A 16,322-nucleotide genomic window follows, 5' to 3' on the forward strand; every position below is an offset into this window, starting at 1 on the left:
GCGGGAGCAAGCTCCCTCGCCACAAAAGCAGGCGCAAGGCTTACATCGCGCAAACAACTCGATTACGCCCGCTGGCCTTGGCCTGGTAGAGCGCCTTGTCGGCGGCGAGCAGCAACGCCTCAAGTTCGTTGTAAGGCCCGTTTGCCCACGTAGCGATGCCGATGCTGACGGTCATGGGCGCATCGCCGGGCAGTTTCTCCACGGCTTCGCGAATGTTCTGCGCCATGGTGAACGCCCCGGCGGTCGTGGTTTCCGGCAGGACCACCGAGAATTCTTCACCGCCGTAGCGGGCTGCCAGGTCGGCCGGCCGACGAACGTGCCCGCCGATCAGTTGGGCCAGGGTTCGCAACGCCTCATCACCACGTTGGTGACCCAGTTGATCGTTGAACGCCTTGAAGTGATCCGCGTCGATCATCAGGACAGACAACGGTTGGCCCGAACGTTGGGCGCGCTGCCATTCCTGATGCAATGTTTCGTCCAGGGTTCGACGATTGGCCAGGCCGGTGAGGGAATCGACGGATGCCAATTGGGCCAGTTCCCGTTCGGCGATGTGGCGGCGTCGCAATTCACGGCGCAGCAACCACGTGAGCCAGAGCAGGCTGAAGCACAGCGCGCCCGTGGCGCCACTGATCAGGATTGCCGTGCGTTGCCAGGATGCGAAGACTTCCTGGGATGAGAGCGCGACCACGACGATCAGCGGTAAGTTACCGACCCGGGAAAAGGTATACAGGCGCCGTGTCTGATCGACGCTGGATACGCCGGAGAAGCTGCCGTTGCCTTCGCCCAGGATGCGCACGAAGTTCGGTCGATTGCTGAAATTCTTGCCGATCATGTCGTCAGCCAAGGGCGGCTCCTGGGCCAGCAGCGTTCCGTCGCTGCTGACCAGATTGACCGTCCCGCCGCGACCGATATTCAGGCTTTTGAACAGTTGGCTGAAATAACTCAGGCGCATCGCGGCCTCGGCCACGCCTATGAACTCGCCCCGGTCGTCATCCATGCGATAGCTGAAGCTGATGCGCCAGTCGTGCGGCTCGCTTCGAGCTCGGAACGGAGGACTGATCATCATGCTCGGGCTTGGGTCCTGGAGGTGTGTCTGGAAATATTCCCGTTCGGCGTAGTTGCCTTTGCGGGGCTCGACCGAGGCCGAGTCAGCAATCACATCGCCGCGCTTGTCGAGTAGAAGGATGTCGCCTTTATAAGGCGCTGCGGTGGCGCGATCGAACAGCGCAAGGTGGCGGATCGTCGGCGAAACGTCCTTGAGGTCCTGGCGTTTTGCCGCGGCAATCAGGCCCTGCAATGAAACATCGTAGAGTTCTACGTTGCGCAGCACGTCGGCATCGATCAGTTGCACGATGTTGCTCGCCGCACGTGTCGCCGCCTGCTGTGCGCTGGCGTGTTCTCGGATCAGCAGGAACGTCACGATACTCAGGATGGCAATGACAACCAGCGAGCTGGCCAGAACGAGAACCCGTTCCGAACGTATCGAAAACGGGATGTTGCCGGGTGTTGCACTGCTCGCGCTCATGATTCCGATCTGCATTGTCATGTGGCTGGGATCCTTCCCATAGGCTGCTCGTCTACAACTGCCGATGGCCGGCAAAGACAATACTGGCCTTTTGCAAGATTGTGCTCGGGACACTGGAATTGAGCAATCGACATGTTGGCTTATTTCAAGCCGGCAAACGGATTCCAAAGGTATTGGCGCCGCAGTCGCTGCGCACGAACACATCGCCGCCGTGCATCAACGCGATCGCCTTGACGATGGCCAGGCCCAACCCATGGTTGGCGCCGCTGTTGCTGCGTGAGGCATCCACCCGATAGAAACGCTCGAACAGGCGCGGCAAATGCTCGCCGGCGATTGGTTCGCCGGGGTTGGTGACGCCGAGGGTGATCTGGTCGCCAATGGCTTCGATGCGCACGTCGATCACCTGGCCGGGTGCGGTGTGCCGGACCGCGTTGCTGAGCAGGTTGATCAGGGCACGGCGCAAGTGGGCGATTTCGATGGTGGCCTGGGCGTCGCCGCTGACGCGAACCTCGACCTGGGCGTCCTCCAGAATGAAATCCAGGTAGTCGAGGGTGGTTGCCACTTCATCGGCGAGGGACGTCGTGGTCAGCTTGGTGGCCTTGCTGCCTTGGTCCGCGCTGGCGAGGAACAACATGTCGTTGATGATGGAGCGCAGCCGCTCCAGTTCTTCAAGGTTCGATTGCAGCACTTCGAAGTAATGCTCCGCCGAGCGCCCGCGGGTCAGCGCCACCTGGGTCTGGCCAATCAGGTTGGTCAGTGGGGAGCGCAGTTCATGGGCCACATCCGCGTTGAACGATTCGAGCCGGGAGTACGCCTGTTCGACCCGATCGAGGGTGGCATTGAAGGAATTGACGAATTGGCTGAGTTCCGGCGGCAATGGCGATAAGCGCAAGCGCCCGGAAAGGCGAGGCGGGGCCAGGCGTTGGGCTTCGTCGGAGAGTTTGATGAGCGGCTTGAGGCCGATCCGCGCAACCCAATAACCCAACAGCGATGCCAGCAGCACACCGATACAGGCCAGGCTCACCAGCGCTACCAACAAATGATGCTGGGTCTGATAGAACGTCTCGGTGTCGATGCCGATGATGAAACGCAGGGGCGGGCGTTGATCCTTGGCCGGGAACTGGCTCACCAGGACCTTCATCGGATAATGCCGATCAGGCAACGTCAGGTCGCGCTTGCCCAACGGGCCTTGGGCAACGGTGCGAACCTGCGAGTCGGGGTTGCCGTATTCGAAGCGTGGGTCGCCGCTGACGATCCAGAAGTGGATGCGCTTGTCTTCTTCGCCCAGCAGCCGCAGCTTGTTGTTGATCTTGACCCAGTGCTCGGGCGTGCCATAACGACCCACGGTGGATTCCAGCACGCTGTAGCGGGCGTCGAGTTCCGCTTCCGGCAGCAAGCCCAGGCCTTTTTCGACCTGCTGGTACAGGGCGCCGCCAATCAGCAGGAACACCAGCGCCGCCACCAGCGTGAACATGCCGCTCAGGCGCAGCGCGATGCTGTTACTCACCTCGATTCTCCAGCACGTAACCCATCCCTCGGATGGTGTGCAGGAGCTTGTGCTCGAAGGGCCCGTCCAGCTTGGCCCGCAGGCGCTTGATCGCCACTTCGACGACGTTGGCGTCGCTGTCGAAATTGATGTCCCAGACCATTTCGGCAATGGCGGTCTTCGACAGGATTTCGCCCTGGCGGCGGGCCAGGACGCTGAGCAGCGAGAATTCCTTGGCGGTCAGGTCCAGGCGCTGGCCGGCCCGGGTGGCCTTGCGGCTGATCAAGTCGATCCACAGGTCGGCAATGCTGACCTGCACCGGTTCGTGGCCGCTGCTACGGCGGGTCAGGGCTTGCAGGCGCGCCACCAGTTCGAGGAAGGAAAACGGCTTGCCCAGGTAATCGTCGGCACCGTCGCGCAGGCCCTTGATGCGGTCTTCGACCCGTTCGCGAGCGGTGAGCATGATGACGGGTGTCTGCTTGCGGGCGCGCAGGGCACGCAGCACACCAAAACCGTCCAGGCCCGGCAGCATGACGTCGAGCACGATTACCGCGTAGTCATTTTCCAAGGCCAGGTGCAGTCCCTCGACGCCGTCCGACGCCACGTCCACGATGTAACCCTGTTCGGTCAGGCCGCGGTGCAGGTAGTCCGCGGTTTTTTCTTCGTCTTCAATGATCAGGACACGCATGGCCCGGCCTCAGTCTGCATTCGCCGGCACCGCCGTCGGCGCAGGGCCGGGCCGATGGGCAGGTCGATGGAACAGTCGCTCCAGCCACAAGTATATGACCGGTGTGGTGAACAACGTCAGCGCCTGGCTGACCAGCAGGCCACCGACGACCGCGATGCCCAATGGCTGGCGCAGCTCGGCGCCGGGGCCATAGCCGAGCATCAGCGGCAGTGCGCCGAGCAGGGCGGCGAGGGTGGTCATGATGATCGGGCGGAACCGGGTTAGGCAGGCCTGGAATATCGCCTCCTGGGGCGCCAAGCCGCCGTTGCGCTGGGCGTCGATGGCGAAGTCGATCATCAGGATGCCATTCTTCTTGACGATCCCGATCAGCAGCACCAGGCCGATCAACGCCATGATCGAGAAGTCCTGGCCCAGCAGCCAGAGCATGATCAGCGCGCCAAGGCCGGCCGAGGGCAGAGTGGAAATGATGGTCAGCGGGTGCACGAAACTCTCGTAGAGCACGCCGAGGATGATGTACACCGCCACCAATGCGGCGAGGATCAGCCATGGCTGGCTCTTCAACGAACTCTGGAACGCCTGGGCCGCGCCCTGGAAACTGCCGGTGATGGCGGCAGGCATGCCGATTTCGTTCTTGGCCTGGTCGAGCAGGCGCACCGCATCCCCCAACGCCACGCCTGGCGCCAGGTTGAACGAGAGGTTGGCGGCGGGGAACATGCCGTCGTGGGCAATCGACAGCGGGCCGTTGGTGGGCGCATCGAAGCGGGCCAGGGCCGAAAGCGGCACCATTTCCCCACTCAGCGGCGAGCGCAGGTAGAAATACGCCAGGCTCTCGGCCTTGCCACGCTGTTGGGTGTCCAGTTCGAGAATCACGTTGTACTGGTTGGTCTCGGTCTGGAATTCGTTAATCTGCCGCTGGCCGAACGCGTCGTACAGCGCCTGGTCGACGTCGGTGGCGGTGAGGCCGAAGCGCGCCGCTGCACTGCGGTCGATGTTGATGTGGGTGATGCTGCCGCCCAGTTGCAGGTCGTTGGAAATATCACGGAACGCCGGAATGCTGCGCAGCTTGTCGGTGAGTTTCTGCGTCCAGGCATTGAGGGTAGGGCCGTCATTGCTCTTGAGCACGTACTGATATTGGGCGCGGCTGGGGCCGGAGCTGAGGTTGATGTCCTGCCCGGCCCGCAGGTACAGCACGACACCGGGAATCTTCTGCAATTTGGGGCGGATCCGATCGATGAAACCGCTGGCCGACACATCACGCTCGCCCCGGGGTTTGAGGGCGATCCAGAAGCGGCCGTTGGCGATGGTCTGATTGTTGCCCGAGACGCCGACGGAATGGGAGAAGGTCTGAACCGCCGGGTCGGCGGCGACGATCTCGGCCAGGGCCTTGTGCTTGGCCACCATGTCCGGGAACGACACGTCGGCGGCGGCTTCGCTGGTGCCCAGCACCAGGCCGGTGTCCTGTACCGGGAAGAACCCCTTGGGGATGAACACGTAGCCCACCACCGCAAGCGCCAGGGTCAGGCCGAACGCGCTGATCATCAGCTTCTGGTGAGCCAGGGCCCGGCGCAGGCCGCGCTCATAGCCGCCCAACAGGCGCTCGCCGAAACCTGGACGATCGTGGGCGTGGTGTTTCGGCGCGCGCATGAACAGCGCGGCCAGGGTCGGCGCCAGCGTCAGGGACACCACCACCGAAATCAGGATTGTCGAAGTGGCAGTCAGGGCGAACTCCTTGAACAGCCGTCCGACCACGCCGCCCATGAACAGGAGCGGAATGAACGCCGCCACCAGCGAGAAGCTGATGGACACCACGGTGAAGCCGATTTCCCCGGCGCCCTTGATGGCCGCCTCGCGCATGCCATCGCCAGCCTCCAGGTGCCGATGGATGTTCTCTACCACCACGATGGCGTCGTCCACCACGAACCCCACCGAGATGACGATTGCCACCAGGGTCAGGTTGTTCAGGCTGAATCCCATCACGTACATCAAGGCGAAACTGGCGGTCAACGACACCCCGAGCACCGCCGAGACAATCAGCGTCGCCGAGAGCTGGCGCAGGAACAGCGCCATCACCGCCACCACCAGCAGCACCGCGATCAGCAGGGTGATTTCCACTTCATGCAACGAGGCGCGAATGGTCTGGGTGCGATCGATCATCACCTTGACCTGTATCGCCGCGGGCAGCATGGCCTCCAGGGTGGGCAGGGCAGCCTGGACGCGGTCGACGGTCTCGACGATGTTTGCGCCCGGTTGGCGGAAGATGACCAGGTTGACGCCCGGTTGATCATCGGACCAGGCCTGGACGTAGGCGTTTTCCGAACCGTTGACGACCTTGGCGATGTCCTTGAGGTGAACCGGCGCGCCGTCCCGGTAGGACACGATCAGCTCACCGTACTCCTCGGGCTTGAACAATTGATCGTTGGTGGACAGCGTGGAAATGCTCGATTCACCGTACAGCGCGCCCTTGGCGAGGTTGAGGCTGGCCTGCTGTAGCGACAGGCGAATATCGGCCAGGGTCAGGCCGATCGCCGCGAGTCGGTCGGCGGACGCCTGGACTCGGATCGCCGGGCGCTGCTGGCCGGTGATGTAGATTTGCCCGACGCCATCGATCTGGCTGATCTGACGGGCGAGCAAGGTCTCGACGTAATCGCTCAATTCAGTGCCTGGCATCAGGTCGGAGCTGATGCTGAGGATCAGTACCGGGCTGTCGGCCGGGTTGACCTTGCGCCAGGTCGGCAGGTTCGGCATGTCATTGGGCAGCTTGCCGGCGGCGGTGTTGATGGCCGCCTGCACTTCCTGGGCGGCGGTGTCGATGCTCTTGTCGAGGCTGAATTGCAGGATCAGGTTGGTCGAGCCCAATGCGCTGCTGGAGGTCATCTGGGTGATGCCGGGGATGGCGCTGAATTGCACTTCCAGCGGGGTCGCTACCGACGACGCCATGGTTTCGGGGCTGGCCCCGGGTAACTGCGCATTGACCTGGATGGTCGGGAACTCCGCCTCGGGCAGCGGCGCGACAGGCAGCCGCGGAAAGGCGATCAACCCCAGCAGTACCAGGGCGAATGTCAGCAGCACCGTGGCGATGGGGTGATCGATGCACCACGCCGATATCGAACCGCGGCCCTTCATGGCTGTGCCTGCCCGGTCTTGGCGAGGGCGGGCGGATCGCTGAGCACCTGGATGCTGGCGCCGGGCTTGAGGCGTGACTGGCCGTCGCTCACCAACTGATCACCGGGGTTAACGCCTTTGATGATGTGCATGCCGCTGTCCTGATACACCATTTCCACCGGCACGCTTTCCACCTTGTCGCCTTTGACCCGGTATACGAAATGTTGCTCCAACCCGCGCTGGACCACGGTCGGCGGTACCACCAGCGCACCTTTATCGATCGCGGTCTGGATCTTCAGCGTCACCAGTTGCCCCGGCCACAACCGTTGGGCGGCGTTGTTGAATTCGGCCTTGGCGCGCAGGGTTCCGGTGTTGGTGTTGATCTGGTTGTCGATGAGGCTGAGGCGCCCCTCGCCAAGCAGTTCTCCGGTGGCGCCGTCGGCACCGATGTAGGCCTTGACCAGGGCCTGGTCAGGGGCCGCGATCAAGCGCTGCAGCGTCGGCAGCATTTGTTGCGGCAAGGAGAATTCCACGGCGATCGGGTCGATCTGGGTCACGGTGAAGAGGCCTTCGGCATCGCTGGCGCGCAGGAAGTTGCCTTCGTCCACGTTGCGAATGCCGACGCGACCGGTCACCGGGGAGCGAATCTGCGTGTAGGACAGTTGCACCTGCGCGGAATCGATGGCCGCCTGGTTGCCCTGGGCCGTGGCCTTGAGCTGATTGACCAGCGCCTGTTGCTGGTCGTAGGTCTGCTTGGATACGCCGTCATCGACGCTCAGCAGTTTGTAGCGCTTGAGATTGACCTGGGCCACGGCCAGTTGCGCCTGGCTCTCGCCGAGCTGGGCGCGGGCCTGGTCGAGACTGGCGCGGATGGAACGGTCGTCGATGGTTGCCAACAGGTCGCCCTTCTTGACCAGTTGTCCTTCCTTGACCAGCAGTTTGGTGAGGATGCCGTCGATCTGCGGACGGATCACCACGCTGTGCAACGACAATACCGTGCCGATGCCGCTGGCAAAGCGCGGCACATCCTTTTCGACCACGCTGACGACTCTCACCGGTACGGCGCTGGTAGCACTGGGTTTGGTGGCGACGGGCTTCATCGAGAACCACAGGACCAGCGCCCCCAAGGCGACCAACAGTGCGACGAGCAGGAACGTTTTTTTCTGAATGTGCATGGATGCGAAGAGCCGGTTCGGGACGGTGGGATTTCTATCTGTCTTATATAGCGTTGCGAGGCGGTCAGGAAGGTGACGGCTAGCTGTCAGGGCTGTCAGTTTCGTCGCGGTTTTCCGTCAGACGGAACTTAACCATCGCATCTGCTCCGTGGCACCGCGATTTCGCGCAGGTATACTGCTGCGTTTCGCGGCTCGGCTACCGAGCCCCGCATACTCAATTGTGGCGAGGGAGCTTGCTCCCGCTTGAGTGCGAAGCGCTCACAGAAATGGGGCCGCTTCGCAGCCCAGCGGGAGCAAGCTCCCTCGCCACGGTTTGTTGTCCCACTCAAGTGAATAACTCAAATGACTTCCCCAATACCATCGCCCGCAGACGAACGCTTGCCAGGCGAACTGTCTGGCCAGACGGACAGCGATGTTGCCAGCGCCGACGATAGCAAGGCGGCGATCCCGGCCTTCAAGTTCCCGTTCAAGCCCGGTGAACTGTCGGCGGCCAAAGGTGCCGGGCAACAGCCCTGGTACAAGAACGGCGCGAAGAACGGCCACACCAAGACTCCGGGTGCCGCGCCGCCCGGTACCCGTCGTTCGATGGGCAAGCGCTGAGATCTTGCTCCGTACGCGGTCGCGGATTCAGCTCGCGACCCGTGCCCCGGTCAGGCTTCCACTCAATTCATAGGCCGTCAGTTCGGCCTGGTGCGCCGCGAGGATTTCCGGCAACGAGCCTCGCAGGTACTCGACCCACGTCTTGATCTTCGCATCCAGGTATTGGCGCGATGGGTAGATGGCGTAGAGGTTCAGCTCCTGGGAACGGTAGTTGGGCATGACCCGCACCAGCGTGCCGTTGCGCAAACCTTCGATGGCGGCATACACCGGCAACACCCCCACGCCCATGCCGCTGGTGATCGCGGTTTTCATCGCATCGGCGGAATTCACCAGGAACGGTGAACTGTTGATGGTCACCATTTCCTGGCCTTCCGGGCCGTCGAACACCCATTTCTCCAACGGAATGACCGGGCTGACCAGTCGCAGGCAGGCGTGGTTGAGCAGGTCGCTGGGTTTCTGCGGGCAGCCGCTGGCTTTCACATAGCCAGGCGATGCACAGACGATGCTGTAGGTAATTCCCAGGCGCTGGGACACGAAGCCCGAATCCGGCAATTCGCTGGCGAGCACGATGGAAACGTCGTAGCCCTCGTCGAGGATGTCCGGGACGCGGTTGGCCAGGGTCAGGTCGAAGGTCACGTCCGGATGGCTCTTGCGATACCGGGCGATGGCATCAATGACGAAGTGCTGGCCGATACCGGTCATGGTGTGAACCTTCAACTGCCCGGCCGGGCGCGCGTGGGCGTCGCTGGCCTCGGCTTCCGCTTCTTCGACATACGCCAGGATCTGCTCGCAACGCAGCAGGTAGCGCTTGCCGGCCTCGGTCAGGGCGATGCGCCGGGTCGTGCGGTTGAGCAGGCGGGTTTGCAGATGGGCTTCCAGGTTGGAAACCGCACGCGAGACATTCGCTGTGGTGGTATCAAGCTGCACGGCGGCAGCGGTGAAGCTTCCGGCTTCGGCAACACAGCTGAACGCGCGCATGTTTTGCAAAGTGTCCATGGAGGGCTCTCTTGGAAGGTGCCAAATTGTGACATGAAGTTACAGCGTGACGGGACCCCGACTTTGGGATTATCGCGTTTACGGTAACAAAGATTCGCAGAAAGGTCGGCTTATCGCCGTTGGGGGCGGTCCCTAGAATTGCTGCCAATGCAGAGCGATCTGGTGTCAAGGACCTGTGGGAGCGAGCTTGCTCGCGATGGCGTCTGTGCATTCACTTCAGTGTTGTATGCGAGGGCCCCATCGCGAGCAAGCTCGCTCCCACAGGTCTTTCTGCCATCCGCAGACTTCGTCATGCCCCTTATCTTTCAGGAATTTTGCGCCAGTGCCGCGTTGCATCAGCAGAGAGCTGAAGACTCTCAGTGTTTGGGTTTTGACGTTATCCATCAGTGGTTGCATCGGCACGGGGGGGATTGCGCCGCAAGGCGAGGCCTTGTCGCCCAACCAATTGGCAACCGACGAAGCGATTCGCGAGGCCGCCCGCGACGCCCATTGGCCGACCCGCCAGTGGTGGAAAGCCTATGGCGATCCGCAGCTCGATCGCTGGGTTGAGCAGGCCGTGCAAGACAGTCCGAGCCTGGCCATGGCCGCCGCCCGGGTGCGGCAGGCCAAGGCCATGGCCGGTATCGCCGAAGCGGCCGAGTCGTTGCAGATCAATGGCGAGGCAACCCTCAAGCGCCACAACTGGCCGACCGATCAGTTCTACGGCCCGGGCGAGCTGGCCAATACCACCACCTGGGACAACAACGCCGGCCTGGGCCTGAGCTACGCCCTGGACCTTTGGGGCCGCGAGCGCAACGCCAGCGAGCAGGCCGTCGACCTGGCCCATGTCAGTGCTGCCGAGGCGCGGCAGGCGCAGTTGGAGTTGCAGAACAACATCGTGCGCGCCTACATCCAGTTTTCGCTGCACTACGCCCAACGCGACATCGTTGCCGCGACGCTCCGTCAGCAGGAGCAGATTCTCGAACTGGCGCAGAAGCGCCTGGACGGTGGCATCGGCACCCACTTCGAAGTCAGTCAGGCCCAGGCGCCGCTGCCCGAAACCCATCGTCAACTCGACGCCCTCGACGAAGCCATCGCCTTGAGCCGCAACCAATTGGCCGCGCTGGCGGGCAAGGGGCCGGGTGACGGCGCGGGTCTGCAACGCCCCACCCTGGCGTTGGGGGCGGCGTTGAAATTGCCGTCCGCGTTGCCCGCCGAACTGCTCGGCCAGCGCCCGGATGTGGTTGCCGGACGTTGGCAGGTGGCGGCCCAGGCCCGGGGCATCGATGTCGCCCGAGCCGGGTTTTATCCCAATGTCGACCTGGTGGGCAGCCTGGGCTACATGGCCACTGGCGGCGGGGCGCTGGAGTTCCTGACCGGCAAGAAACTCACCTACAACGTTGGCCCGGCGATCTCGCTGCCGATCTTCGATGGCGGGCGCCTGCGTTCGCAGTTGGGCGAGGCGGCCGCGGGCTACGACATCGCCGTGGCCCATTACAACCAGACGTTGGTGACTGCGCTCAAGAGCATTTCCGACCAATTGATCCGCCGCGAGTCGATGGACAAACAACAGGTTTTCGCCGCCGAATCCGTCGCCGCCGCCCAGCGCACCTATGACATTGCGATGGTTGCTTTCCAGCGCGGGCTCACCGACTACCTCAACGTACTCAACGCCCAGAGCCTGTTGTTCAAGCAACAACAAGTGCAACAACAGGTGGAAGCGGCGCGCCTGAGTGCCCATGCCGATCTCGTGACGGCGTTGGGTGGCGGGCTGGAGGCGGGCAACGACATGCCAGTGGCACGCGCTGTCCCGTGGCGAGGGAGCTTGCTCCCGCTGGGTTGCGAAGCAGTCCCTTCAGGTGGGTGCTGCGCACCCAAGCGGGAGCAAGCTCCCTCGCCACGATGCTGAGTATTTCTCCCGTGAAATATTTACTCTGGCTTCATCGCCTCGAATGGCGCCGTGGTTTCTACGATTGGGCCCGCAGCGACGGCGTGACCTGGGTCTATATCTTCAAGGTCTTGCTGGCCGCGTTCCTGACGTTGTGGCTGGCGATGCGCCTGGAATTGCCCCAGCCGCGCACGGCGATGATCACCGTGTTCATCGTCATGCAACCCCAGAGCGGCCAGGTTTTCGCCAAGAGTTTTTATCGCTTGCTCGGCACCTTGGCCGGCTCGGCGGTGATGGTTGCGTTGATCGCCTTGTTCGCCCAGAACACCGAGCTGTTCCTCGGCTGCCTGGCGATCTGGGTCGGCATCTGTTCGGCGGGCGCGGCGCGTTATCGCAACTTCCGGGCCTATGGTTTCGTGCTGGCCGGCTACACCGCAGCGATGATCGGCCTTCCGGCCTTGGCCCATCCGGAAGGGGCCTTCATGGCGGCCGTGTGGCGGGTGCTGGAAATTTCCCTGGGCATTCTCTGTGCCACCGCCGTCAGCGCCGCGATCCTGCCGCAAACCGCCAGTGCCGCCATGCGCAATGCGCTCTACCAGCGCTTTGGTGTGTTCGCCCTGTTCGTCACCGATGGCTTGCGCGGGCGCAGCCAACCGGAGGTATTCGAGGCGCGCAACGTGGGGTTTATCGCCGAGGCGGTGGGCTTGGAAGGCTTGCGCAGCGTGACCGTGTTCGAAGACCCGCACATGCGCCGGCGCAACGGTCGCCTCAGTCGCTTGAACAGCGAGTTCATGAGCCTGACCACGCGTTTCAACGCCTTGCACCAGTTGCTCGAACGGTTGCGCGCCGGCGCGGCGGACTCGGTGGTGAGCGCCATCAAGCCCGGATTGCAGACCCTGGCCGAACTGCTGGATGGCTTCAGCGCAAGGGCCTTGACCGATGCCGATGCGGCACGGCTGGCAGCGGCGTTGGCTGATTACAAGGCCGACTTGCCGGCCCAGGTGCGCCGCTTGCGTGCGCAATTCCAGAAGACGGATCCCAGTGACGCGCAGCAACTGGATTTCCACACCGCTTATGAGCTGCTGTATCGCTTTGTCGAAGACCTGCATGGCTACGCCCAGACCCACGCTTCCCTGGCCGAGCATCGCCATGAACGCGAGCGCTGGGATGAGCCGTTCGTGTCGCAGACCAACGGCCTGGCGGCCGCCGCTTCCGGTTTTCGCGCTGCCTTCATCCTGCTGGTGCTGGGCAGCTATTGGGTCGCCACGGCCTGGCCGAGCGGCGCGACCATGACGATGATCGCCGCCGCCACCGTCGGGCTGTCCGCGGCTACGCCGAACCCCAAGCGCATGGCCTTCCAGATGGCCTGCGGCACGTTGTTCGGGGCGCTGGTTGGCTTCGTCGAGATGTTTTTCGTCTTTCCCCTGATCGACGGTTTCCCCTTGCTCTGCGTGATGTTGGCGCCGGTGATCATGCTGGGTTCGTTCCTCAGTTCTCGACCGCAGCATGCCGGGGTCGGGCTGGGGCTGCTGATTTTTTTCAGCACCGGTTCCGTGCCGGACAACCTGGCGGTCTACAACCCCTACACCTTCATCAACGATTACATCGCAATGATCCTCGGCATGCTGGTGTGCGCCGCCGCTGGCGCAATCATCCTGCCGCCCAACAGCCGCTGGATGTGGCGCCGGCTCGAACAGGACCTGCGCGAACAAGTGGTGTTTGCTATCAGCGGCAAGCTCAAGGGCCTGGCCTCGGGTTTCGAGAGCCGCAGCCGGGACTTGCTGCACCAGGCCTACGGACTGGCGGCGGGGCAGCCTCGGGTGCAGCGGGATCTGTTGCGCTGGATGTTCGTGGTGCTGGAGGTCGGCCACGCGATCATCGAGTTGCGCAAGGAGCAGGCGACGCTGCCGGTGCATCCGGCCTATGCCGAAAGCCAGCCATGGCGCCAGGCGATCCGCGTGATGGGGCGCGCGCTGGTGCGGCTGTTCCGCCAACCGAGCCAGAGCAATCTGGAGCGTGCCTTGGTGGCGGTGGACCACGCAATCAGCCGCGTGCAAGCCACCGACGAACCTTTCGCCCCGCACTTTGACACCTCGGCCCTGCGTCGGGTGAAAAGCTACCTGCACTTCATTCGCACCTCGTTGCTGGACCCGCAATCGCCATTGGCCGGTTATGCCGTGCGGCATGCGGCGCCGCTTTCCCAGGAACTTGAACATGCCTCGTGAGATCGCCTTCCACGGCGTTTACATGCCCACCATGACCCTGATGTTCTTCATCGCCGCCGGCCTGGCCTGGGCGTTGGACCGTTTCCTCTCGGGGTTGGATCTGTACCGTTTTTTCTGGCACCCGGCGTTGCTGCGCCTGAGCCTGTTCACTTGTCTGTTCGGCGCGTTGGCGCTGACGGTCTACCGTTGAGATCGATGCGATGAAAAAGTTTTTCAGCCTGCTGGCGACCTTGCTGGTGCTGGCCCTGGCGCTGTGGATCGGCCGTACGCTATGGGTGCATTACATGAACACGCCCTGGACCCGCGATGGCCGGATACGGGCCGACATCATCAATGTCGCCGCCGATGTCAGTGGCGAAGTGGTCGAGGTGCCGGTGCGTGACAACCAGTTGGTCAAAAAGGGCGACCTGCTGATGCGCATCGATCCCGAGCATTACCGCATCGCAGTGAAGCAGGCGCGCTCCCTGGTGGCGTCGCGCAAGGCCACCTGGGAAATGCGCAAGGTCAATGCCCACCGGCGCGCCGACCTGGACAGCCTGGTGATTTCCCGGGAGAACCGTGACGACGCCAGCAACATCGCTGATTCTGCCCTGGCCGATTACCAGCAGGCCCAGGCGCAACTGGAGGCGGCCGAGCTGAACCTGGCCCGCACCGAGGTTCGCGCGGCGGTGGACGGTTACGTCACCAACCTCAACGTGCACCGTGGCGACTACGCGCGGATCGGCGAGGCAAAAATGGCGGTGGTGGACATGAATTCGTTCTGGGTCTACGGCTTCTTCGAAGAAACCAAGTTACCCAAGGTGCAGATTGGCGATCCGGCGCAGTTGCAGTTGATGAGCGGCGAGGTGCTCAAGGGCCATGTCGAAAGTATTTCCCGAGGGATCTACGACCGCGACAACCCCGAGAGCCGTGAATTGATCGCCGATGTGAATCCCACTTTCAACTGGGTTCGCCTGGCCCAGCGGGTGCCGGTGCGCATTCACCTGGACGAAGTGCCGGAGGGGATGCTGCTGGCGGCGGGGATGACTTGTACGGTAGTGGTAGAACCCCGCAATCACCGCTAATCCCGTGTGGCGAGGGAGCTTGCTCCCGCTGGGTGGCGAAGCCGCCCCAAACCCGCCACCGCGGTGCGGCAGGTAAACCGGATCAGCCGGATTTCGGCAGCTGCGCAGCCGAGCGGGAGCAAGCTCCCTCGCCACAACAGCAAATAAAACAGGAATGGTTACAGTAACCGATCCAACCCAAACCGCTTCATCAGGCCTTTCTCCAGCAATCCCTTGGGCAGCAAACCGGCCATTAGCGGCAACGCTCGGCTGCCGTTGCCCAGACGCAATAGACGGGCTGGCTTGGGTTGTTGTACGGCTTTGAGCAGCGCCGCGGCGAATTCGTTGGCCGGGGTCGGGTTGTCCTGGGATGCCTTCGCGCGGGCACGGATACCGTCGCGCAAAGGCCACCAGGGCGATTGTTCGCTGATGAGTTGTTCGGCTTCATGCCCGGCATTCTTGGCGAAGCTGGAAGCGATGGCGCCGGGCTGCACTTCCATCACGCGGATGCCGAACGGCGCCAGTTCCATGCGCAGCGCATCGCTCAAGGCATGCACCGCTGCCTTGGAGGCGCAGTACGCGCCGGCAAATGGCGTGACCAGCACGCCGGAAACGCTGCCAATATTCACCGCCAATCCCCTGGCCCGGCGTAACACGGGAAAAAGCGCGCGGGTTACGCCGACAATGGCAAACACGTTGGTTTCAAACTGACGTTGCATGGCCGGGACGCCGCCGTCCAACAGCGGGCCCATGGCGCCATAGCCGGCGTTGTTGACCAGCACATCGAGGCCGCCATGTTGTTGATTGATCCGTTCGCCCAATTGCTCCAGCGCCTGGCCGTCGTTGACGTCCAGTTGCACGGCGGTGAATCCGGCGGCGCTGAGCTGCGCGACGTCCTCGGGTTTGCGCGCACTGGCCCAGACCTGATAACCGGCCGCCTTGAAGGCATCGGCGAGTGCACGACCGATGCCGCTGGAACATCCGGTAATCAACACAACGGGCATGGCGCATTCCTTATGCAAAGGGGGAAATAGATCAGTTGGAGAAACTACCCTGCAATCGCTCGGCGCGAAACTCCAGGGTCTGCGGACGATAGCCGGGGCGCAATGGCGGGATCGGCAAGCAGTCCTGCCAATCGGCACCGGGCTGCAAGTCACCGGGGCCGCGATAGCGCGGTGAACTGTAGAGGTTGTCGGCGAGGTTTAGGGTGTCGCCAGGCGCGTAGGCTGCGATGCGCCAGCGTAGCTCCATCAACGGCACATCATTGCCATTGTGGATTTTCAACAGCAGCGGCCGGTCAGCGGGGCACTGGTCGGGGGCATGGGCGATGTGCATGTCCAGGCGAGCCAGTTGCCGGGTTTCGCGGCTTTCTTCAAAGAGCACCCACGCCGCCACCAGCCCCAGCCCGACGAAGGCCGCCAGGGAGATCGGCAAGGCCTTGGCCGGGTAGCGCAACAGCAGGATGAGCCAGGTGATGACCAGCAAGACGCCGATGAGCATGGTTGAAGCCTCCGTTCCGTCGCTACATCCTACCGAAGGGCGCGGGCGGTGGATATTCATGGGTCGTTGACCGTTGGTCGCCACTGTCAGTCATGACAGTAGGCGGCGTTGCGGG

General features: G+C 63.0%; 13 protein-coding genes. 5 read left to right on the forward strand and 8 right to left on the reverse strand.

The genetic code is table 11. The features are described 5' to 3' along the window. Positions 1-40 precede the first annotated feature (40 nt). The 5 genes from FHK92_RS01445 to FHK92_RS01465 form a co-directional block, all read right to left on the reverse strand. Positions 41-1,525: a sensor domain-containing diguanylate cyclase gene (locus FHK92_RS01445; RefSeq protein ID WP_181286570.1), complete on the reverse strand. Its 1,485-nt coding sequence runs from the start codon at positions 1,523-1,525 to the stop codon at positions 41-43. A 145-nt stretch (positions 1,526-1,670) separates the two neighbouring features. Beyond that, entirely contained in the window at positions 1,671-3,038 is a 1,368-nt protein-coding gene (locus tag FHK92_RS01450; protein ID WP_181286571.1) for a heavy metal sensor histidine kinase, read from the reverse strand. Further along, entirely contained in the window at positions 3,025-3,699 is a 675-nt protein-coding gene (locus tag FHK92_RS01455) for a heavy metal response regulator transcription factor (protein WP_181286486.1), read from the reverse strand. The genes FHK92_RS01450 and FHK92_RS01455 overlap by 14 nt, the downstream gene beginning before the upstream one ends. 9 nt (positions 3,700-3,708) lie before the next feature. Beyond that, positions 3,709-6,822: a multidrug efflux RND transporter permease subunit gene (locus FHK92_RS01460; RefSeq protein ID WP_181286487.1), complete on the reverse strand. Its 3,114-nt coding sequence runs from the start codon at positions 6,820-6,822 to the stop codon at positions 3,709-3,711. Beyond that, positions 6,819-7,976, reverse strand: coding sequence for an efflux RND transporter periplasmic adaptor subunit (locus FHK92_RS01465; RefSeq protein WP_181286488.1), 1,158 nt, complete (start codon positions 7,974-7,976; stop codon positions 6,819-6,821). Before FHK92_RS01465 ends, FHK92_RS01460 begins: the two co-directional genes overlap by 4 nt. Positions 7,977-8,318: 342 nt before the next feature. Between FHK92_RS01465 and FHK92_RS01470 the strand changes: the two genes are divergently transcribed. Next, on the forward strand, positions 8,319-8,576 hold the full coding sequence (locus tag FHK92_RS01470; RefSeq protein WP_181286489.1) for a hypothetical protein: 258 nt from the start codon (positions 8,319-8,321) through the stop codon (positions 8,574-8,576). A gap of 27 nt (positions 8,577-8,603) precedes the next feature. Here FHK92_RS01470 and FHK92_RS01475 read toward each other — a convergent pair whose 3' ends face one another. Further along, a complete protein-coding gene (locus FHK92_RS01475; protein WP_181286490.1) occupies positions 8,604-9,572 on the reverse strand; it encodes a LysR family transcriptional regulator in 969 nt (322 codons plus the stop codon). A 322-nt stretch (positions 9,573-9,894) separates the two neighbouring features. Here FHK92_RS01475 and FHK92_RS01480 point away from each other — a divergent pair, with 322 nt between their 5' ends. Genes FHK92_RS01480 through FHK92_RS01495 form a run of 4 tightly spaced genes read left to right on the forward strand, consistent with a single transcriptional unit; the run spans position 9,895 to position 14,728 of the window. Further along, positions 9,895-11,460, forward strand: a complete 1,566-nt coding sequence (locus FHK92_RS01480) for an efflux transporter outer membrane subunit (RefSeq protein WP_309109593.1) — start codon at positions 9,895-9,897, stop codon at positions 11,458-11,460. Between the two features lie 11 nt (positions 11,461-11,471). Next, entirely contained in the window at positions 11,472-13,664 is a 2,193-nt protein-coding gene (locus FHK92_RS01485) for an FUSC family protein (RefSeq protein ID WP_375154594.1), read from the forward strand. Continuing rightward, positions 13,654-13,854 (forward strand): DUF1656 domain-containing protein, encoded by a 201-nt coding sequence (locus FHK92_RS01490; RefSeq protein ID WP_003205331.1) that lies wholly within the window; start codon positions 13,654-13,656, stop codon positions 13,852-13,854. The genes FHK92_RS01485 and FHK92_RS01490 overlap by 11 nt, the downstream gene beginning before the upstream one ends. Before the next feature lie 10 nt (positions 13,855-13,864). Further along, positions 13,865-14,728: an efflux RND transporter periplasmic adaptor subunit gene (locus FHK92_RS01495; protein ID WP_181286491.1), complete on the forward strand. Its 864-nt coding sequence runs from the start codon at positions 13,865-13,867 to the stop codon at positions 14,726-14,728. Between the two features lie 158 nt (positions 14,729-14,886). Here FHK92_RS01495 and FHK92_RS01500 read toward each other — a convergent pair whose 3' ends face one another. Both FHK92_RS01500 and FHK92_RS01505 read right to left on the reverse strand, forming a co-directional pair. Further along, positions 14,887-15,711: an SDR family oxidoreductase gene (locus tag FHK92_RS01500; RefSeq protein ID WP_181286492.1), complete on the reverse strand. Its 825-nt coding sequence runs from the start codon at positions 15,709-15,711 to the stop codon at positions 14,887-14,889. Between the two features lie 31 nt (positions 15,712-15,742). Further along, positions 15,743-16,207, reverse strand: a complete 465-nt coding sequence (locus tag FHK92_RS01505) for a multidrug transporter (RefSeq protein WP_181286493.1) — start codon at positions 16,205-16,207, stop codon at positions 15,743-15,745. Positions 16,208-16,322: the final 115 nt, after the last annotated feature.

This window comes from Pseudomonas brassicacearum subsp. neoaurantiaca (genome assembly GCF_013608025.1).
Taxonomy (GTDB): domain Bacteria; phylum Pseudomonadota; class Gammaproteobacteria; order Pseudomonadales; family Pseudomonadaceae; genus Aquipseudomonas.